Here is a 19888-nt window from a genome sequence, read left to right as displayed (position 1 = left end):
CGCCTGCTTGCCGTAAGAAATCCGCCGGTAACCCGGAATTCGCCGGGGTCACTCCCCGGCAGGCGCATGCTCCGCGGCCGTGCGTACGTCGATCTCCCGCCAGAACCCGGCACGGATCGCGTACCGGTCGTGCTCGTCGATCTGGTCGTCCTTGTGTGCGAGCAACCCGAACCGGGCCGCGTACCTGAGCAGCTCCCCGTCGATCCGGTGCGGGATCCGCGGGTACATCCCGGACAGCTTCTGCAGATTGCTCTGCTCCCCGAGCCGCTCCATCCACCGCCGTGCGAAGACCTGCCCCACCTCGTAGGGATCGCCGCCGACCGTCGTGATGTCCTCCTCCCGGTCGGCCCAGCGCTGCTCGGCGGTGGTCAGCTGCGCGAGGGTCGGCATGGAGGCGGCGTCGGCCGGCTCGGCCGCGACGCCGGGCCGGTCGACCCAGCCCTTGTCGGAGGACCAGCGCAGGGTCGCGCTCGCCGGGGTCGGGGCGGGCGGCACACCGGGCGCACGCAGGGCGGCGAGGTCCTTCGGCGTGGGCACACCCTTGGGCGCGGGCACCCGCTCCTGCGTGCCGTTCTCCGAGGCGGCGGCCTGCGCGTGCTCGCTCTCGTCGGCGGTCCGCCGGGTCGTCGCGCCGAGCGCGGAGTCGGGCAGCGGCGCGGACAGGATCGCGGCGATCTCGGGCCGGGGCACGGGCGGCGGCGCGCACACCCCGGTGAGCTCCTTGGCGCGTACGGCCTTGGTGATCCACGAACGGTCGAGGACGCGCCGCTCGTCCGCCTCGGCGACCAGGTCCTCGGACTGGTTGTAGTCACCGTCGGCGGCCTGCACGGCCCACAGATGTACGGCGACCCCGTGCTCCTTGGCGGCCATCATGCCCGGCAGCAGATCCCCGTCACCGGTCACCAGCACGACGTCCGAGCAGGCGCGGTTGCGGGCCAGTTCGGTCAGCTCGGCGTGCATCGCGGCGTCCACGCCCTTCTGTGCCCAGCGGCCGTCGCTTCGGGTCAGGGCACCGAGCCGGACGGTGACCCGGGGCATCACCCGCAACCTGCGGTGCTCGGGCTGGGGGACGCGGTCGGGGGCGCCGTCGAACCAGTAGATGCGCAGCAGGGGCTGCTGGGTGTCGGACTCGGCGCGTTCGCGCAGCCCCTGGATGAGGGCGGTGTGATCGACGGTGATCCGGGACCGGGATGGTTCCCCGGCGAGCAGGCTGGCGGCGGCCCCCAGCAGATACCCGGCGTCCACCAGGACGATGCAGCGGTCCACGCGACTCACCCTCTTCCCGGGAGGTTTGCTTCGGGCTTCCTTCGAGTCTGCCCGACCACGCGGAGGTTAACGGGGCGAACTCGATCTTCGGCGTGGCGTTTCGGGGCATCGAATCCCCAGCGCGCCATGCCTCACGCCCCGACAACCGCTGTTACGCACGGTAATTATCCGAAATGCGTTCTTAGTCAGCCTATGTGAGTCTGGTCCCGGCCCTGGCCCCTAGATCCCCCACAGGAGGCATCACCATGGCCAAGAACAAGAAGCAGGACCGGAAGCAGCCGCAGTCCGAGCGTGGTCAGCAGCAGGCTCAGCAGTCCGCGATGGAGACGCAGACCGAGCAGCGCGCCTCGCAGGTGACTCCCGGCGACATGGCCCGCAAGGGCCGGCAGAAGCGCTTCGGTCACAACTGACATCTGCATATCGGGTCGTTGAGACCCAGGCACATCGAGAGGGGCGCACCTCGTACGAGGTGCGCCCCTCTCGCGCTTTCAGCGCCGGCGCTTCGGCGCGCGGTCGTTCAGCCCGCCAGACAGGACGGCCCGAGCAGCACCTTGAGGTCGCCGAAGAGCGCCGGGTCGGGCTTCACACGGTGCCGGTCCAACCGCAGCACCGTGGTCTTGGTCGGGCCCTGGAGCTTGATGCGGACCTCGCTGTCGCCCTTGTGATGGCTGAGGATCTCGCCGAGGCGGTTGACCATCGGCGGGGTGACCCTGGTGGCCGGGATGGTGAGGATCACGGGCGCGTTGGTGCCCGCGTTCGACAGGTCGGGGACCTGAAGCTCCATCGCGACCAGCCGCGGCACGTCCTCGCGCTTGTCGAGGCGTCCCTTGACGAACACGACGGCGTCCTCGACGAGTTGGGTCGACACCAGCTGGTACGTCGCCGGGAAGAACATGCACTCGATGGAACCGGCGAGGTCCTCGACGGTGGCGATCGCCCAGGCGTTGCCCTGCTTGGTCATCTTGCGCTGGAGGCCGGAGATGATGCCGCCGATGGTCACGACGGCACCGTCCGCGTGCTCGCCGCCGGTCAGCTGGGCGATGCCCGCGTCGGCCTTGTCGGACAGCACGTGCTCCAGGCCGAACAGGGGGTGGTCGGAGACGTACAGACCGAGCATCTCCCGCTCCTGGGCGAGCAGATAGGTCTTCTCCCACTCGTCCTCGGTGAAGACGACGTCGAGTCCGAAGCCGGGCTCGTTGCTCTCCTCCTCGCCCATGCCGCCGAAGAGGTCGAACTGGCCCTCGGCCTCCTTGCGCTTGACCGCGACCACGTTGTCGATCATCGGCTCGAAGTGCGCGGTGAGGCCCTTGCGGGTGTGCCCCAGGCTGTCGAACGCGCCCGCCTTGATCAGCGATTCCGTGGTCCGCTTGTTGCAGGCCACGGCCTCGACCTTGTCGAGGTAGTCGGGGAAGGAGCCGTACTTGCCCTTGGCCTTGCGGCTCCTGATGATCGACTCCACCACGTTCGTGCCGACGTTGCGGACGGCTTCGAGGCCGAAGAGGATCACGTCGTCGCCCTGCGCGGCGAAGTTGTGCACCGACTCGTTGACGTTCGGCGGGAGCACCTTGATGCCCATGCGCCGGCACTCGTTGAGGTAGACGGCCGACTTGTCCTTGTCGTCCTTGACCGAGGTGAGCAGTCCGGCCATGTACTCGGCGGGGTGGTTGGCCTTCAGATAGGCGGTCCAGTACGAGACCAGGCCATACGCGGCGGAGTGCGCCTTGTTGAACGCGTAGCCGGCGAAGGGGACCAGCACGTCCCACAGGGCCTGGATGGCCTCGTCGCTGTAGCCCTTGTCGCGGGCGCCCTTCTGGAAGAGGACGAAGTTCTTCGCCAGCTCGTCGGGCTTCTTCTTGCCCATCACGCGGCGCAGGATGTCGGCCTCGCCGAGCGAGTACCCGGCGATGATCTGGGCGGCCTTCTGCACCTGCTCCTGGTAGACGATCAGGCCGTAGGTGACGGCCAGGACCTCTTCGAGGGGCTCCTCCAGCTCCTTGTGGATCGGGGTGATCTCCTGGAGCTTGTTCTTGCGCAGGGCGTAGTTGGTGTGCGAGTCCATGCCCATCGGGCCCGGACGGTACAGCGCCGACACGGCGGAGATGTCTTCGAAGTTGTCGGGCTTCATCAGCCGCAGCAGCGAACGCATCGGACCGCCGTCGAACTGGAAGACGCCCAGGGTGTCGCCGCGCTGGAGGAGTTCGAAGGTCTTCGGGTCGTCGAGCGGCAGAGACAGCAGGTCGAGGTCGATGCCCTTGTTGGACTTCACCATCTTGACGGCGTCGTCCATGATCGTCAGGTTGCGCAGGCCGAGGAAGTCCATCTTCAGCAGGCCGAGCGACTCGCACTGCGGGTAGTCCCACTGCGTGATGGTCACGCCGTCGGTGTGCCGCACCCAGATCGGGGCGTGGTCGACGATGGGCTCGCTGGACATGATCACGCCGGCGGCGTGCACGCCCATCTGACGCACCAGGCCCTCGACGCCCTTCGCGGTGTCGATGACCTTCTTGACGTCCGGCTCGTTCTCGTACATCCCGCGGATCTCGCCCGCCTCGCTGTAGCGAGGGTGCGTGGGGTTGGTGATGCCGTCGAGGTCGATGCCCTTGCCGAGGACGTCGGCGGGCATCGCCTTGGTGAGGCGGTCGCCCATCGCGTACGGGTAGCCCAGCACGCGCGCGGAGTCCTTGATGGCGTTCTTCGCCTTGATCTTGCCGTAGGTGCCGATCATGGCGACCTTGTCGGCGCCGTACTTCTCCGTCACGTACCTGATCACCTCGACGCGCCTGCGCTCGTCGAAGTCGATGTCGACGTCGGGCATGGAGACGCGCTCGGGGTTGAGGAACCGCTCGAAGATCAGGCCGTGCGGGATCGGGTCGAGGTCGGTGATGCCCATGGCGTAGGCGACGATCGAGCCGGCCGCGGAACCTCGGCCGGGGCCGACCGCGATGCCGTTGTTCTTGGCCCACATGATGAAGTCGGCGACGACGAGGAAGTAGCCCGGGAACCCCATCTGGATGATGACGTCCATCTCGTACTCGACCTGCTTCTGGCGGTCGTCGGGGATGCCGCCGGGGAAGCGGCGCTCCATGCCCCGGCGCACCTCCTCCTTGAACCAGGTGACCTCGGTGAAGCCCTCGGGGATGTCGAACTTGGGCATGAGGTCGCGCTTTTCGAACATGCCGTCGGTGTCGACCATCTCGGCCACGAGGAGCGTGTTGGCGCACCCCTCCTGCCAGGCGTCCGAGGAGTCGATGGCGTACATCTCGTCCGTGGACTTCAGGTAGTAGCCGGTGCCGTCGAACTTGAAGCGGTCCGGGTCGGAGAGGTTCTTGCCGGTCTGGATGCACAGCAGGGCGTCATGGGCGGTCGCCTCGTGCGCGTACGTGTAATGCGAGTCGTTGGTGACCAGCGGGGGGATGCCGAGCTTCTTGCCGATCTCCAGCAGGCCGTCGCGGACCCGGTGCTCGATCTCGATGCCGTGGTCCATCAGCTCCAGGAAGTAGCGGTCCTTGCCGAAGATGTCCTGGTAGTCGGCGGCGGCCTTCAGGGCCTCGTCGTACTGGCCGAGGCGCAGCCGGGTCTGGAGCTCGCCGGAGGGGCAGCCGGTGGAGGCGACGATCCCCTCGGACCACTGGGAGATCGTCTCCTTGTCCATCCGTGGCCACTTCTGCAGCCAGCCCTCGGCGTACGCGTCCGAGGACAGCCGGAAGAGGTTGTGCAGGCCCGTCTTGTTGACGGCCCACATCGTCTTGTGGGTGTAACCACCGGAGCCGGAGACGTCGTCGCGCTTCTGGTGCGGCTGGCCCCACTGGATCTTGCGCTTGTTGCGCCGGGACTCGGGGGCGACATACGCCTCGATCCCGATGATCGGGGTGACTCCGGCCTTCTTCGCGCTGTGGAAGAAGTCGTACGCCCCGTGGAGGTTGCCGTGGTCGGACATGGCGATGTGCGTCATGCCCATCTCATTGCACGCGTCGAACATGTCCTTCAGCCGCGCGGCACCGTCCAGCAGCGAGTACTGGGTGTGGACGTGCAGGTGCGTGAACGGCGGCTTTGACACGGCGTGGCCTCCAGGGAAAACGCTCGGCGACGGGCTGGCGGACAGTTCGGGGGACAGCGTCGAAGTCTATGCCTCGGCACTGACAGTCAGAGGGCTGCCCCGCGTACCTTCACAGCGAGGGACGACGGGCACTTTCGTCCGCCCCCGCCCGTTGAAGACGACAGAAACGCTGTCGTACACGTTCATGCACCAGGAGGCACCCAGCGATGTCGGTCCCCAAGCTCAACGGCGAGCAGCGCGGCGACGAGATCCTCGCCGTCTTCGACACCGCCTTCGGCGAGCTCCTGGCCGCCGACCCGGCCGCGTTCCGCGTGAAGTTCCGGAAGATGGCGGCCTCGGCCTTCGCGTTCTACCGCGGCACGGCGTGCCTCTTCTACCACGACCTGGAGCCCGAGAAGCGCGGCGGACCGTACCTCGACGAGCGCACCTCGCGCGTGTGGATCCACGGCGATCTGCACGCGGAGAACTTCGGCACGTACATGGACGCCAACGGCCGGCTGATCTTCAACGTCAACGACTTCGACGAGGCGTACGTCGGCCCCTTCACGTGGGACCTCAAGCGCTTCGCCGCCTCCGTCGCCCTCATCGGGTACGCCAAGGCGTTCGGCGACGAGCAGATCACCGAGCTGGTGCGGATCTACGCGGGCGCGTACCGCGAGCGTGTGCACGCCCTGGCGACCGGCGCCAAGAGCGACGAGGTCCCGCCCTTCACGCTGGACACCGCGCAGGGCCCGCTCCTGGACGCGCTGCGGGACGCCCGCTCGCTGACCCGCTTCGGGCTGCTGGACTCCATGACCGAGATCCGTGACTTCGAGCGCCGTTTCGCGCCGGGCGGCGGCTCCATCGAGCTGGACGCGGCCACCCGGTACAAGGCGCTGGCCGCCTTCGACGGCTACCTGGAGACGCTGCCGGACGCGTCGCTGGCCCGCCCGGACTCGTATCGGGTGAAGGACGTGGTCGGCCGCCGCGGCATCGGCATCGGCTCGGCCGGACTGCCGTCGTACAACATCCTGCTGGAGGGCCACACCGACGCCCTCGAGAACGACGTCGTGATCTACATCAAGCAGGCCCAGACCCCGGCCGTCTCCCGGCACATCACGGACCAGGCGCTGCACGACTACTTCCAGCACGAGGGTCACCGCACGGTGATCTCCCAGCGCGCCCTGCAGGCGAACGCCGACCCGTGGCTGGGCTGGACCGAGCTGGACGGCGCGGGCCAGCTGGTCGCCGAGGTCTCGCCGTACGCCGTGGACCTGGACTGGGGCGACATCGACGACCCGGAGGAGGTCGCGGCGGTGGTCGCCGACCTCGGGCGGGCCACGGCCACCATGCACGCGGCGGCGGACGACACCTCCGGCGAGTCCCTGGTGCCGTTCTCCACCGAGCGGGCCATCGACGCGGCGATCGCGGCCGACGAGGACGGCTTCGCCGAGCTGCTGGTCGACTTCGCGCACTCCTACGGCGCACGCGCGCGTGCCGACCACCAGACCTTTGTGGACCTGTTCCGCAACGGCCGGATTCCGGGTCTGTGACGGAAAGGCCGTTCACTGGCCCTCACCGTCTCTTCACAGGCACCCTTTAGGGGTCTCTTACAGGCCCACGTGACACACTCTCCACCGCTATGGACATATCCGGGACCCAGCTGCGAGCCGTACGCGCGGCGCTGTTCACGTCACTCGTCGTGACGCTCAGCACCGCGTCGCACGTGCTGCTCTCGCGGGCGCCCCTGCCGTTGAACACGGTGGCCCTGCTCGCCGCCGCCGTGTTCGTCCTCGCGTTCACCCTGGCCGGCCGCGAGCGGACCTTCGGGCGGATCGCCGCCCTGCTGATCCCGCTGGAGCTGGCCGCCGACACGATCCTCACGACCGGCCAGCACGTCTGTTACGGCAAGGCGGGCGGACCGGTCGCCGGGCCGCTGGCCTCGGTCGGCTGGGACGTCCTGTGCGGCGACGGCACCCGGGTCGGCACCCCGCTGGCCCAGGTCACCGGCACCGACCCCGACAAGCTCGGCGGTCTCCTCGCCCACGCCGACCCGTCCACCGCCTGGCTGCTGCTCGGCGCGCACGTCGGCGTCGGCCTCCTCGCCGCCGCGTGGCTGCGTCGCGGCGAGCGGGCGCTGGCCCAGCTGGTGCGGGCGGTCACGGCGACGACGTTCCGCCCGCTGCTGCTGGCGGTGGCGGCCGTGGCCGTACGGCTGCCCCGGTCGGGCCGCCGCCTGCCGCGCCCCACCCGTCGGACGGCCGCCGCCCGGAACCGCCTCTTCGTGCACTCCCTGGGACGGCGTGGACCACCGTGCTCGCCCGCCTTCACCTGCGCGTGAACGGCACTTGAGCAGCACCTTCCACCCCATACGTATCTCGCACGCACCTATGTGCGCGTCCCCATGGAGAACACCAACATGAGCAAGCGGAACAGCCAGGCGTCGAAGTCGGCGGCCCGGGAGCGGCTGCGCGCCGAGCGCGAGCGCGAGGCCAAGCGCGCGAAGGTCAGGCGGCAACTCATCGTCGCCGCCTCGGTCGTCGGCGTCCTGGCGGCGGCCGGCGGCATCGGCTACGCGGTCGTCCAGGCCAACAAGCCCAGCCACTGGGAGGCCGTGAAGGACAAGAAGGTCGTCACCCCGGCCAACACCACCGGCACGAACGGCACGACCGTCGTCGTCGGCAAGGACAGCGCCAAGAAGACGGTCAAGATCTACGAGGACCCGCGCTGCCCCGTCTGTGCCTCGTTCGAGCAGGCCGTCGGCCCGACGGTCGACAAGGACATCGAGGACGGCAAGTACAAGCTCCAGTTCGTCGGCGGCACGTTCCTCGACGGCGACGGGCTGAAGGACGGCAAGATCGGTTCCAACGGCGAGGGCTCCAAGAACGCGATGAGCGCCATGGGCGCCGCGCTGAACGTGAGCCCGGAGGCGTTCCTCGAGTACAAGACCGCGCTCTACTCGGCGAAGTTCCACCCGGCGGAGTCCGAGGACAAGCTGGCGGACGACAAGTACCTGATCGAGATCGGCGACTCGGTCCCCGCCCTGAAGGACAACGCCAAGTTCCAGAACGCCGTGAAGAAGGGCACGTACGACGCCTGGGCGCTGGCCATGTCCAAGTCCTTCGACACCAACAAGGACGGCGTGACGGGCACCCCGAGCTTCGTCGTGGACGGCAAGATCCTGAAGACCTCCAACCCCAACCAGCCGTGGACGGCCGCCGAGTACACCAAGGCGGTGGACGCGGCTCTGAAGGGCTGACGCCGACCGGGATACCGGCCTCCGCGTGAAGAGCGGGCGAACTTTCACGAGTTCGCCCGCTCTTGCTCATACCGCTCAGTAACCTGATCGGCTGTGACCAGTCGATACAGATCATCCGAGCAGCTCAATTCCCTTACCCCGCGCCGCCGTACGGTCGTCAAGGCCGCGGCGGCGACGGCTGTGCTGGCCGGCCCGCTGGCCGCCGCGCTGCCCGCCAAGGCCGCCGACGCGGCCCCCGCCTTCCTGCACGGCGTCGCCTCCGGTGACCCGCTGCCGGACGGCGTCCTGCTGTGGACCCGGGTGACGCCCACCCCCGACGCCACCCCCGGCTCGGGCCTCGGTCCGGACACCGAGGTCAGCTGGGTCGTGGCCCGGGACAAGGCGCTGATGAACATCGTCGCCAAAGGCTCGACCTCCGCGAGGGCCGCCTCCGACCACACCGTCAAGGCGGACATACGCGGCCTGGAGCCGGCCACCGACTACTGGTTCCGCTTCTCGGCCGGCGGCACGGACTCCCCGGTGGCGCGCACCCGCACCGCGCCGGCGGCGAACGCGTCCGTCGCGGGTCTGCGCTTCGGCGTGGTCTCCTGCGCCAACTGGGAGGCCGGCTACTTCGCCTCGTACCGTCACCTCGCCGCCCGCGGCGACCTGGACGCCTGGCTGCACCTCGGCGACTACATCTACGAGTACGGCGCCGGCCAGTACGGCACGCGCGGCAAGTCCGTGCGGCAGACCGCGCCCACCCACGAGATCCTCACGCTCGCCGACTACCGCATCCGGCACGGCCATTACAAGACGGACGCGGATCTCCAGGCCCTGCACGCGAAGGCGCCGGTCATCGCGATCTGGGACGACCACGAGATCGCCAACGACACCTGGTCGGGCGGCGCCGAGAACCACACCGAGGGCGCCGAGGGCACCTGGGCCGCGCGCCAGGCCGCCGCCAAGCAGGCCTACTTCGAGTGGATGCCGGTGCGCCCGGCGATCGCCGGCACCACCTACCGCAGCCTGCGCTTCGGCAAGCTCGCCGACCTCTCCCTGCTCGACCTGCGCTCCTTCCGCTCGCAGCAGGCCGCCGTCGGCAACGGCGACGTCGACGACCCGGACCGTACGCTCACCGGGCGAGCCCAACTGGACTGGCTGAAGGCGGGGCTGAAGTCCTCCGACACCACCTGGCGCCTGGTCGGCAACTCGGTGATGATCTCGCCGTTCGCGATCGGCTCCCTCACCGCCGACCTGCTCAAGCCGCTCGCCAAGCTGCTGGGCCTGCCGCAGGAGGGCCTCGCCCTCAACACCGACCAGTGGGACGGCTACACGGACGACCGCCGGGAGCTGCTCGCCCATCTGCGCTCGAACGCGATCCGCAACACGGTGTTCCTGACCGGCGACATCCACATGGCATGGGCCAACGACGTGCCGGTGGACGCCGGTACCTACCCGCTGTCCGCCTCCGCCGCCACGGAGTTCGTGGTCACGTCGGTCACCTCCGACAACCTCGACGACATCGTGAAGGTCCCCGAGGGCACGGTCTCCGCGATCGCCTCACCGATCATCAAGGCCGCCAACCGGCACGTCCACTGGATCGACACCGACCGCCACGGCTACGGCGTCCTGGACATCACGGCCGAGCGCGCGCAGATGGACTACTACGTCCTGTCCGACAAGACGAAGCAGGCCGCGACCTCGTCCTGGGCCCGTTCCTACCGCACCCGCAGCGGCACGCAGAAGGTCGAGCGGACGTACGATCCCGTCTGACGCGGACGTACGATCCCGTCTGACGCGGACGTACGGCCTCGCCGAACGGCCCCTAGAGGGTCTCGAGGAAGCCGAGTGCCACCCGCCAGGTGGCCTCGGCGGCCTCCTCGTCGTAGTCCGGCAGCTCCGGGTCGGTGTAGAGGTGGCCGGCCCCCGCGTATCTGTACACCTCGACGTCGGCGCCCGCCCGGCCCATCTGGAGATACCAGGCGCTCAGCCAGTCGTCCGTCTCGAACGGGTCCGGCTCGGCGACATGCAGTTGCACCGGCAGCTCGTCCACCGAGGCGTTCGCCGCGATGTCCGACGTGCCGTGCAGGAGCAGCAGACCGCGCGCCTTCTCGTCGCCGAGCGCCAGGGTCTGTGCGATGGACGCGCCGAGCGAGAACCCGGCGTAGACCAGCCCTCTGTCCGAGTAGGGCGCGGCAGCCAGCACGGCCCGCTTCAGCACCTCGTCCTTGCCGATCTGCTCGTTGAACTCCATGCCCTCCTCGACCGTGTCGAACGTGCGTCCCTCGAAGAGGTCCGGCGTCCACACCTCGTGTCCGGCGGCGCGCAGCCGGTCCGCTGCCTCGCGCACCGCGGGCCTGAGGCCATAGGTCGAGTGAAAGAGCACGATGTTCATGAGGCCATGGTGCCAGCCGGGTCCGACAACGCCGTGACCACCGCCTCGCCGACGCACATGTTCATGACCCCCCTCTGCTGGTTACGTTCGAAGGCATGGAGAACATACTCCGCCCGCTGATCGTGATCGGCGGCTCGGTCCTGCTCACCCTGATCATCGGGTGGGCAACCGACCGCCTCATGCGCAAGGCCGACGAACGGAACAGTGAGACGCCCCTGTGGGGTCTGCTGCGCCGCGCCCGCGTGCCCTACCAGCTCGTGCTGTGCGCGGCCCTGCTCAGAGGGTCGTACGACGAGGCCGAGCTGCTCCAGGAGAACCGGGTTGCCGCCGGCCGGGTGCTGACGCTGGTGCTGATCGGAGCGGCCGCCTGGCTGGCGATCCGGATCGCGGCGGCGGTCGTCGAGACGACGTACAGCCGTTACGCCCGTGTCCACCGCGATCCGGCCCGGGTCCGGCGGGTGCGCACGCAGGTGACGTTGATCATGCGTGTGGTGGCGGCGGTCGTCGGCGTGGTCGCCGTGGCGGCGATGCTGCTGACCTTCCCGGCGTTCCGCGCGGCCGGTGCCTCGCTGCTGGCCTCGGCCGGCATCCTCGGCATCGTCGCCGGTGTCGCGGCCCAGTCCACGCTGAGCAACATGTTCGCCGGGTTCCAGATCGCCTTCGGGGACATGGTGCGCCTCGGGGACACGGTCGTGGTGGACGGCGAGTGGGGCACCGTCGAGGAGATCACGCTGACGTTCCTGACCGTACGGACGTGGGACGAGCGCCGGATCACGATGCCTGTGTCGTACTTCACGTCGAAGGCCTTCGAGAACTGGTCGCGTGGCGGCGCCCAGATGACCGGCACCGTCTTCCTCCACGTCGACCACTCGGCGCCGATGGAGAAGATGCGCGAGAAGCTCCGCGACATCCTGCGCGAGTGCCCGGCATGGGACGGCCGCGACTACGGCCTGGTCGTCACCGACTCCACGCCCAGCACCATGGAGGTGCGGGCCCTGGTCACGGCGAAGGACGCCGACGACCTGTGGACGGTGCGGGTCACGGTGCGCGAGCAGCTGGTCCGCTGGCTGGCCGACGAGCACCCGTACGCGCTGCCGCGCGTCAACGCGACGGACGCGGCCCTGCCGCCCGGCTTCCCCGTCCCCGGCCGCATCCCTGCCCGCCGCACCCACCAGCACGACCACCAGCCGACGGCGCGCCCGGAGCGCCCCTGAGGGGTTCAGTGGCCGCGCTCGGCCCCGCCGTTGACCTGGATGATCTGCGAGGTGATGTGCCCGGCGGCGTGGGACGCCAGCCAGTGCAGGGTCGCGGCGACGTCGCCGGGCGTGGCCGCACGCCCGGTCGACGTCTCCGCGACGAGCCGGTCACGCCGCTCCTCGTCCATCGCGCCGCCGAAGAACTCGGTGTCCTCGACGTACCCGGGTGCCACCACGTTCACGGTGATCCCGCGCGGCCCCAACCGCCGGGCCAGATCATGGGCGTACGGATGCAGCGCCGCCTTGGACGCCGCGTACGCCACGTTGCCGGACCCCCGGAACGCGGCGATGGAGCCGATGAACAGCACCCGCCCGCCGGGGTCGGCGAGCCGGTCCTTCAGGGCCTCGGTGAGCAGGGCCGCGGTCAGGGTGTTGAGGCCGAAGTTGAGGCTCCAGTTGTGCAGGACGACGTCGAGGGGCTCGTCGCTGTCCACCTTGGGCTCCAGATGGCCGGCCCCTCCGGCACTGTGGATCAGCACGTCCACGGTGCCGAGCTCCGCCGCCACGAAGCGCTCCACGCCCCGCGCCCCGCGCGGCTTGCTCAGGTCCACGGCGTAGGTGAGGGCCCCGGGCACGCCGGCCTGCTCCAGCACCTCGGCGCGCCGCCCGAGCAGCAGCACCTGATCCCCGTCCGCCGCGAACAGCTGCGCCGTCGCGAGCCCGATTCCCGTACCGCCACCACTGATCACCACGTTGCGAGCCATGATCAGAGCGTACGGAGGGACGGCCGCGGGCGGCGGGATCACCGCAGACTGCGCACGTCCAAATGCCGCAGCACCCGGTCCACCACCTCGGGATTGGCGCCCGGCTCACTGCGTGCCGCCAGCACCTCGTGCCGCGCCGCACTCAGCAGCTCACCCTGGATGCGCCGCACCCGCTTCAGCCGCCGCACCCGCTGCTGAGAGGCCTCCCTGCGCTCCTCCTCGCCCATCTCCGGGCTGATTCGCACCCCGATTTCGAACGCCCGGCGCAGCATCTGCTCGGAGAGCTCCTCGGGTAGGTCCTCGACGTCCTCGATCTCCCGCAGCCGCCGCTTCGCCGCCTTGGCCGCGCGCACCGCGAGCTGCTTCTCGAACTCCTTCTCCTGATCGCTGTCGGCGCGCACCCCGAGCCGCTTGACCAGCCACGGCAGGGTCAGCCCCTGCAGTACCAGCGTCGCCATGATCACCCCGAAGGCGATGAACACGATCTCGTCCCGGTCGGGAAAGGGCGCGCCCGAGTCCGTCTCCAGCGGAACCGCCAGCGCCAGGGCCACCGAGGCGACGCCGCGCATCCCCGACCACCACATCACGACGGTCTCGCGCCAGCTCGTCGGGATCTCCTCGTCGTAGTCCCGTCTCGCGTGCATGCGCTTGGTGAGCCAGGTCGCCGGCAGCAGCCACAGCAGCCGCACCGCCACGACGACGCCGACCACCGCGGCCGCCCAGCCGAGCATCTCGCTCCACCGCCCGGACGCCGTCCGCACGGCGATGTGCAGTTCGAGCCCGATCAGTCCGAAGGCGACGCCGGTGACCAGCGTGTCGACGATGTCCCAGAAGGTGTGCCCGGCGAGCCGCGTCATCACGTCGTCGGCATCGGTGGCGTACTCGGCGAGGAACAGGGCGGTAACGAGCACGGCGAGCACACCGGAGCCGTGGAGTTCCTCGGCCAGCACGTACGAGGCGTACGGCACGAGCAGGGTGAGCGAGATCTGCAGGGTCGCGTCGCCGAGCAGGTCCATCAGCTTGTTGGCGCCCCAGCCGAGGCCGAGCCCGACGGCCAGCGCCACCACGGCGGAGAGCACCAGGTCGAGTCCGGCCTCCCACGGGGAGAAGGTCCCGCTCACGGCGGCGGCGATCGCCACGTGGTAGAGCACGATGGCCGTCACGTCGTTGAAGAGCCCCTCGCCCTCCAGGATGGACACCAGGCGCCTAGGCAGCCCCAGTTGCCCGGCGACAGCGGTCGCCGCGACGGGGTCGGGCGGTGCGACGAGTGCCCCCAGCGCCACGGCGGCGGCCAGCGGCAGCCCCGGCACGATCGCGTGGGCGACGGCGGCGACGCACAGCGTCGTGACGAACACCAACGCCACGGCCAGCAGGAGGATGGGCCGCAGATTCGCCGCGAACTGCCGCCACGACGTGCGCCGTACGGCCGCGTAGAGCAGCGGTGGCAACAGCAGCGGCAGGATCAGATCCGGGGGAATCTCGACGTTCGGCACGAATTCGAGCAGGGCGAGAACGATCCCGAGCAGTGTCATCAGCACCGGCGCCGGCAACCCGAGCCGCTCCCCCACCGGGACACTCACCACGGCCCCGAGCAACAGCACGAACAACAGGGCCAACTGATCCACGGTCAGCGCTCCGGTGAGATCGGGGTCCACACAGCAGACCTCAAGCCTGCCATGGCACCCTTCCCACCAGCGCCTTAGGGGCCTTTGCTAAAGAGCGCGCCGCATCGCCCGGTGCGGCATCCCCGCGTCCGGGAACTCCGGGCCGTACGCCGCGTACCCCAGCCGCTCGTAGAACCCCAGCGCATGTGTCTGCGCGTGCAGATCCACGGCCGCGAGCCCACGCGCGCGGGCCGCCTCCTCGATGGCCCGCACCAGGGCCGCCCCGACGCCGAGGCCGCGCGCCGCCTGGGTCACGGCGAGCCGCCCCAGCGATCCCACGGACGGATCGCCGTCGACCTTCGCCGCGGCCGCCTCCCCGTACAGCAGACGCCCGGTGCCCAGCGGCGTACCGTCCTCCCGGACCGCGAGCACATGTACGGCACCCGCGTCGTAGGCGTCGTACTCGATCTCCTGCGGGACGCCCTGCTCGACGACGAAGACCTCCTTGCGCACCGCGAAGCAGGCCTCGCGGTCGGCGAGGTCCTCGGCAACACGTACGGCGTACGACGGGACCGGCGACGCAGTGCTCATCCCCACGTCTCCTCGCGGACCTGGTCCAGGGCCTTCTGCAGGTCGGCGGGGTAGTCGCTCTCGAACTCGACCCACTGGCCGTCCCCGGGGTGCTCGAAGCCGAGCCGCACGGCGTGCAGCCACTGGCGGGTCAGCCGGAGCCGCTTGGCCAGCGTCGGGTCGGCGCCGTAGGTGAGGTCGCCGACGCAGGGGTGCCGGTGGGCGGCCATGTGGACGCGGATCTGGTGGGTGCGGCCGGTCTCCAGCTTCACGTCGAGCAGGGAGGCCGCGCGGAACGCCTCGATGAGGTCGTAGTGCGTGATCGAGGGCTTGCCGTCGGCTGTGACCGCCCACTTGTAGTCGTGGGTGGGGTGGCGGCCGATGGGTGCGTCGATGGTGCCGCTGGTCGGGTCGGGGTGGCCCTGGACGAGCGTGTGGTAGCGCTTGTCGACCGTGCGCTCCTTGAACTGGCGCTTGAGCGACGTGTACGCGCGCTCCGACTTGGCCACGGCCATCAGCCCGGAGGTGCCCACGTCGAGCCGGTGCACGATGCCCTGGCGCTCTGCGGCGCCGGACGTCGAGATGCGGTACCCGGCGGCGGCCAGGCCGCCGATCACCGTGGGGCCGCTCCAGCCCGGCGACGGATGCGCGGCGACGCCGACCGGCTTGACGATCACGACCACGTCATCGTCGTCGTGCACGATCTCCATGCCCTCGACCGGCTCGGCGACGATCTGGACCGGGGCGGGCGCCTGCGGCATCTCCACCTCGAGCCAGGCCCCGCCGTGCACCCGCTCGGACTTCCCGACCACCGAGCCGTCGACCGTGACCTTCCCCGCCGCGGCAAGCTCCGCGGCCTTGGTACGGGAGAAGCCGAACATGCGGGAGATGGCGGCGTCTACACGCTCGCCCTCCAGGCCGTCGGGCACGGGCAGGGTGCGGATCTCGGGAATCGTGCTCACCCGTCGAGTATGCCGGACGGGCCGGAGCCCCCAGTACGGAGCCTGTGGATAACTCAGGCAGAGCGGCCCCGGCGAACTCAGTCCTTGTGGACGGTCCCGTCCGGGTCCAGCCCCCGGAACGACAGCAGCACGATCAGGATGCCGCCGCACACGATCGCCGAGTCGGCCAGGTTGAACACGGCGAAGTGCTTGGGCGCGATGAAGTCCACGACCGCGCCCTCGAAGACGCCCGGCGAGCGGAAGATCCGGTCGGTGAGGTTGCCGAGCGCACCGCCGAGCAGCAGGCCGAGTGCGATCGCCCAGGGCAGGCTGTACAGCTTGCGGGCGAGCCGGGCGATCACCACGATCACGGCCGCCGCGATCACCGTGAAGATCACGGTGAAGGCCTCGCCGAAGCCGAAGGCGGCGCCCGCGTTGCGGATCGCCTCGAACTTCAGCCAGTCCCCGATGATCTCGATCGGCGGCTGGTGCTCCAGCTTGGCCACCACGATCATCTTGCTGATCAGGTCGAGGGCGTACGCGAACGCGGCGACGCCGAACAGCACGGCGATCCGGCGCCGGCCGCGGGGCCGCCCGGCGGTGTTCCCGGCGTCACCGGTGTCCGTCGTGCTCCCGTCGGAATGCTCCGGCTCTGCTCCCGCCGCCTCTGGGGTGTCCGGCGTACCGATGATGCGCTCCGCCTCTGCCACGTGAGTCCCTCAACCTAGGTACCTGACTGAGGACGAGAGTACGGCACGTCCGGCGGCACCCGCCTACCGGTCAGTACCGCCGTTCCTGCTTCTGCTTGCACTCGACGCACAGGGTCGCGCGCGGGAAGGCCTGCATGCGTGCCTTGCCGATCGGGTTGCCGCAGTTCTCGCACAGACCGTACGTGCCCGCGTCGAGCCGCTCCAGGGCCCGCTCGGTCTGCTCGAGCATCTCGCGCGCGTTGGCGGCGAGCGCCAGCTCGTGCTCACGCGTGATGTTCTTGGCGCCGGTGTCCGCCTGGTCGTCGCCGGCGCCGTCCCCGGAGTCCCGCATCAGACCGACCAGGGATTGCTCGGACGACGTGAGCTCTTCGCGCAGCCGCGTCGCCTCGGCCATCAGCTCGGCGCGGGCCTCGTCGACCTCCTCCGGGGTCCACGGGTCCTCGCCGGGGCGCACCGCGAGTTCGCCGGGCTCCACCGCCGCGGCGATGCGTGCCTTGGGAACGGCGGTCTTGGCCGCCGTGGCCGTGCCAGGAGTCTTCTTCGCAACCACCGTCGTGGCTCCCGTCTGCTCCGCGGCCTGCGCCGCGCCCGCCTTCTTGGCCCTGCTCTTGGCGCCCGCACGCTTCCCGGCCGCACCCAGGCTCTCCTTGGAGGCGCCCTTCTTCACCACGCCACCCTCCTCAAGGCCCCGTCCGGAGCCCCCCGCCCTACCGGCTGCCTTCTCCCCGGCTGCCTTCCTGCCGGCCGCCTTCTTGCTGGCCGCTTCCTTGCCGGCCACAACCTCACCGGCCGCCTTCACCCCGGCACCCTTCTCCCCGGCCGCCTTCTTGCCGGACGCCTTCCTGCCAGCCGCTTCCTTGCCGGCCACAACCTCACCGGCCGCCTTCACCCCGGCACCCTTCCCCCCGACCGCCTTCTTGCCGGACGCCTTCCTGCCAGCCGCTTCCTTGCCGGCCACAACCTCACCGGCCGCCTTCACCCCGGCACCCTTCCCCCCGACCGCCTTCTTGCCGGACGCCTTCCTGCCAGCCGCTTCCTTGCCGGCCACGACCTCACCGGCCGCCTTCACCCCGGCACCCTTCTCCCCGACCGCCTTCTTGCCGGACGCCTTCCTGCCAGCCGCTTCCTTGCCGGCCACGACCTGGCTGGCCGCCTTCCGGGCGCCCTCCTCAACCGCCTCCAGTTCATGAGCGGCCTTCTTGCCGGCCGCCTTCGCACCGACCGCTCCCAGACGGGGAGCTTCCTGACCGGCCGTCCCTGAGCCAGCCACCTCCGTGCCGGCGCCTGCCTGACCGGCCACCTCCGTGCCAGCGCCTACCTGACCGGCCACCTTCTTGCCCGTCGACGCCTTACCGGCCGTCTTCTTCCCGACCGCCTTGTCGCCAGCCGCTACGCGCTCGGTCGCCCTCTTACTGGCCGACGCCTTGCCGGCGGATTCCTTCCCGCCCGCCTTGTCGCCGCCCGCAACCCGGGCAGTCGTCCCCTTACCGGCCGACGCCTTGCCGGCCGATTCCTTCCCAGGCTTAGCCGCCTTCGCACCAACCGTGACCTGCGCAGTCGCCCCCTTACCGGCCGCGGCCGTCCCAGCAGATGCCCCCTGAGCCGCCGTCTTGCCAGGCGCGGCCTTCCCGCCCGATGTCTTTCCGCCCGCTACCTGGCTGATCGCCTTCTTCGCAGCCTTCTGCCGACCGGCTGTCTTCCCGCCAGCCGCCGCCCTGCCGGTCGCCACGCGCCCAGCCGCCCTCTTGGTCGCCGCCTCCCCGGCCGCTTCCTCCTCGACGGTCGCTCTCACCGCCACCTTCCTGGCGGCGCCTTCCTTGGCCACAGCCTTCTTGGACGTACTCGCCCTGGCCGCACCCTTCTCGGCCGTGCTCTTCCGGGCCGCTGCCTTCTTGGCTCCCGTGCCCTCGGCTGCCGCTTCCATGGCGACCGCCTTCTTTCCCGACGCCTCGTCCGCCGCCGATTCCTCGGCCGCCTTGCCCCCGGACACGGCCTTTGGGGGCCGCGCCTTCTTGGCCCCCGCCGCTCTACCGGCAGCCGCCCCGACCACCGCCGCCCCAGTCACCCCCGCCCCGGTCACCGCCTCCCGAGCGGCCAGCCGCTTGGACCCCGCAGCCTTACCCACAGAGTCCCTGTTCGCCGCCGTCCCGGTCACCGCCCGCTGAACCGCCGGCCCTCTGCTCCCAGGCGCCGTCACTGCGGCTCCCTTGGCCTCCGCCTCTTGAGCCGCAGTCCCCGTAGCTGTCCCTGACTTCGCACGCGCCTTCTCAGCCGCCGCCCCTTTGCCCACCACCTTCGCAACCGCCTTCTCGGCTGCCGCCTTGACCGCCCCCACCTTCTTGGTCGCCTTCGAGCCCCTCCCCTTCCCACCCTTCCCCGCCGTCGGCTCACCGGCCCCCTCCGAGGCGCCCTTCTTCGATGCACCCCTCTTCGAAGCACTCCCCTTGGCTGCCGAGCCCGGCTCCCCCGCCCCGCCCCGGGCGACCTCCCGAACCGTCCTCTTGACCGGCTTCCCGCCCCGCGCCCCCGCGGCCCCACCCCGCGCGTTCTTCTTCCCACTCACATCCTTGGCCGCACCGCCGGAGGCCATCACCCCGCTTGAAGCACCCAGCCCGCCAGAAGCACCCAGCCCGTCGGAGGCCAGAACCCCACCGGAAGCACCCGCCCCACCGGCGACACCCGCACCGCCCGAAGCCATCACCCCGCCGGAGGCCGTCGCATAGGTGGACCTGCCCGACGCCGACTGCTGTACGGCGGTCTTCTTCGCCACCATGCCGCGGCCCCTCCACATATTGTGATCTTGCTCGCGAGTCGTGCTGGGACGATAAATCGACTTGAGTCCCGCGGCAACGGGGCACACCGCCCGATTCGCCCGCCTCGCGCATGCAGCGCGCCGGACCTGCATCCGTTGTGCCCAGCTCCCCGCCGGGTATGCAGACGAGCTGGACGTCCCAGAATCCGAACAGACGTACCGCGCCATTCGGGTCATCCGGGCCCGAACACGATCCCCGCCCCGGGGACCGGGAAATCCGGTCGGCCGGTGTCCCCGCGGCGCCGTACACTGAGCGGAGCGAAAAGCGTGGATGGGGACGAGTAGCGGCGTACGCAGCCCAGAGCGACCCGGGGACGGTGGAAGCCCGGGGGCAGGCGCGACGTGAAGATCAC

15 protein-coding genes are annotated in these 19888 nt (G+C 70.2%); 6 read left to right on the top strand and 9 right to left on the bottom strand.

Features of this window, described 5'->3' with window-relative positions; genetic code table 11:
• Positions 1-48 precede the first annotated feature (48 nt).
• A complete protein-coding gene (locus OHT51_RS31315; protein ID WP_328882261.1) occupies positions 49-1266 on the bottom strand; it encodes an NYN domain-containing protein in 1218 nt (405 codons plus the stop codon).
• Positions 1267-1511: 245 nt separating this feature from the next.
• Between OHT51_RS31315 and OHT51_RS31310 the strand changes: the two genes are divergently transcribed.
• On the top strand, positions 1512-1676 hold the full coding sequence (locus OHT51_RS31310; RefSeq protein WP_328882260.1) for a hypothetical protein: 165 nt from the start codon (positions 1512-1514) through the stop codon (positions 1674-1676).
• A gap of 107 nt (positions 1677-1783) precedes the next feature.
• Here OHT51_RS31310 and dnaE read toward each other — a convergent pair whose 3' ends face one another.
• Positions 1784-5323: a DNA polymerase III subunit alpha gene (gene dnaE / locus OHT51_RS31305; RefSeq protein WP_328882259.1), complete on the bottom strand. Its 3540-nt coding sequence runs from the start codon at positions 5321-5323 to the stop codon at positions 1784-1786.
• Between the two features lie 206 nt (positions 5324-5529).
• Here dnaE and OHT51_RS31300 point away from each other — a divergent pair, with 206 nt between their 5' ends.
• The 4 genes from OHT51_RS31300 (at position 5530) to OHT51_RS31285 (ending at position 10316) form a co-directional block, all read left to right on the top strand.
• A complete protein-coding gene (locus OHT51_RS31300) occupies positions 5530-6855 on the top strand; it encodes a DUF2252 domain-containing protein (RefSeq protein ID WP_328882258.1) in 1326 nt (441 codons plus the stop codon).
• 89 nt (positions 6856-6944) lie between these two features.
• Positions 6945-7643 (top strand): hypothetical protein, encoded by a 699-nt coding sequence (locus OHT51_RS31295; RefSeq protein ID WP_328882257.1) that lies wholly within the window; start codon positions 6945-6947, stop codon positions 7641-7643.
• 78 nt (positions 7644-7721) lie between these two features.
• Positions 7722-8561 carry a thioredoxin domain-containing protein gene (locus tag OHT51_RS31290; RefSeq protein WP_328882256.1) on the top strand — a complete coding sequence of 280 codons (840 nt, stop codon included), beginning with the start codon at positions 7722-7724 and terminating at the stop codon, positions 8559-8561.
• A gap of 93 nt (positions 8562-8654) precedes the next feature.
• Entirely contained in the window at positions 8655-10316 is a 1662-nt protein-coding gene (locus OHT51_RS31285) for an alkaline phosphatase D family protein (RefSeq protein WP_328882255.1), read from the top strand.
• 52 nt (positions 10317-10368) lie between these two features.
• Here the strand turns inward: OHT51_RS31285 and OHT51_RS31280 are convergent, their stop codons facing one another.
• Positions 10369-10938, bottom strand: coding sequence for a dienelactone hydrolase family protein (locus OHT51_RS31280; RefSeq protein WP_328882254.1), 570 nt, complete (start codon positions 10936-10938; stop codon positions 10369-10371).
• 95 nt (positions 10939-11033) lie between these two features.
• Here OHT51_RS31280 and OHT51_RS31275 point away from each other — a divergent pair, with 95 nt between their 5' ends.
• The gene (locus OHT51_RS31275; protein ID WP_328882253.1) at positions 11034-12152 is read left to right on the top strand and encodes a mechanosensitive ion channel family protein; all 1119 of its coding nucleotides are present in this window, start codon (positions 11034-11036) and stop codon (positions 12150-12152) included.
• Positions 12153-12157: 5 nt separating this feature from the next.
• On the opposite strand, the gene OHT51_RS31270 is transcribed toward OHT51_RS31275, so the two are convergent.
• The 6 genes from OHT51_RS31270 to OHT51_RS31245 form a co-directional block, all read right to left on the bottom strand.
• Entirely contained in the window at positions 12158-12898 is a 741-nt protein-coding gene (locus tag OHT51_RS31270; protein WP_328882252.1) for an SDR family NAD(P)-dependent oxidoreductase, read from the bottom strand.
• Between the two features lie 38 nt (positions 12899-12936).
• Entirely contained in the window at positions 12937-14523 is a 1587-nt protein-coding gene (locus tag OHT51_RS31265; RefSeq protein WP_328884505.1) for a Na+/H+ antiporter, read from the bottom strand.
• 87 nt (positions 14524-14610) lie between these two features.
• Positions 14611-15093 carry a GNAT family N-acetyltransferase gene (locus tag OHT51_RS31260; RefSeq protein ID WP_328882251.1) on the bottom strand — a complete coding sequence of 161 codons (483 nt, stop codon included), beginning with the start codon at positions 15091-15093 and terminating at the stop codon, positions 14611-14613.
• On the bottom strand, positions 15090-16034 hold the full coding sequence (locus OHT51_RS31255; RefSeq protein WP_328882250.1) for an RluA family pseudouridine synthase: 945 nt from the start codon (positions 16032-16034) through the stop codon (positions 15090-15092). The genes OHT51_RS31260 and OHT51_RS31255 overlap by 4 nt, the downstream gene beginning before the upstream one ends.
• 77 nt (positions 16035-16111) lie before the next feature.
• Positions 16112-16723 (bottom strand): signal peptidase II, encoded by a 612-nt coding sequence (gene lspA / locus OHT51_RS31250; RefSeq protein ID WP_328882249.1) that lies wholly within the window; start codon positions 16721-16723, stop codon positions 16112-16114.
• 70 nt (positions 16724-16793) lie between these two features.
• Positions 16794-19496 (bottom strand): TraR/DksA family transcriptional regulator, encoded by a 2703-nt coding sequence (locus tag OHT51_RS31245; protein ID WP_328882248.1) that lies wholly within the window; start codon positions 19494-19496, stop codon positions 16794-16796.
• Positions 19497-19888 lie beyond the last annotated feature (392 nt).

The sequence above is a fragment of the Streptomyces sp. NBC_00299 genome (assembly GCF_036173045.1).
GTDB classification, from domain to species: Bacteria; Actinomycetota; Actinomycetes; order Streptomycetales; family Streptomycetaceae; genus Streptomyces; species Streptomyces machairae.
The sequence above is the reverse complement of the archived record's forward strand: the minus strand, read 5'-3'. Positions and strand labels throughout refer to the sequence as shown.

Coding starts and splice junctions, on each gene's coding strand:
- OHT51_RS31310 (WP_328882260.1), top strand. CDS start 1,512: ATGGCCAAGAACAAGAAGCAGGACCGGAAGCAGCCGCAGTCCGAGCGT.
- OHT51_RS31300 (WP_328882258.1), top strand. CDS start 5,530: ATGTCGGTCCCCAAGCTCAACGGCGAGCAGCGCGGCGACGAGATCCTC.
- OHT51_RS31295 (WP_328882257.1), top strand. CDS start 6,945: ATGGACATATCCGGGACCCAGCTGCGAGCCGTACGCGCGGCGCTGTTC.
- OHT51_RS31290 (WP_328882256.1), top strand. CDS start 7,722: ATGAGCAAGCGGAACAGCCAGGCGTCGAAGTCGGCGGCCCGGGAGCGG.
- OHT51_RS31280 (WP_328882254.1), bottom strand. CDS start 10,938: ATGAACATCGTGCTCTTTCACTCGACCTATGGCCTCAGGCCCGCGGTG.
- OHT51_RS31275 (WP_328882253.1), top strand. CDS start 11,034: ATGGAGAACATACTCCGCCCGCTGATCGTGATCGGCGGCTCGGTCCTG.
- OHT51_RS31270 (WP_328882252.1), bottom strand. CDS start 12,898: ATGGCTCGCAACGTGGTGATCAGTGGTGGCGGTACGGGAATCGGGCTC.
- OHT51_RS31260 (WP_328882251.1), bottom strand. CDS start 15,093: ATGAGCACTGCGTCGCCGGTCCCGTCGTACGCCGTACGTGTTGCCGAG.
- OHT51_RS31245 (WP_328882248.1), bottom strand. CDS start 19,496: ATGGTGGCGAAGAAGACCGCCGTACAGCAGTCGGCGTCGGGCAGGTCC.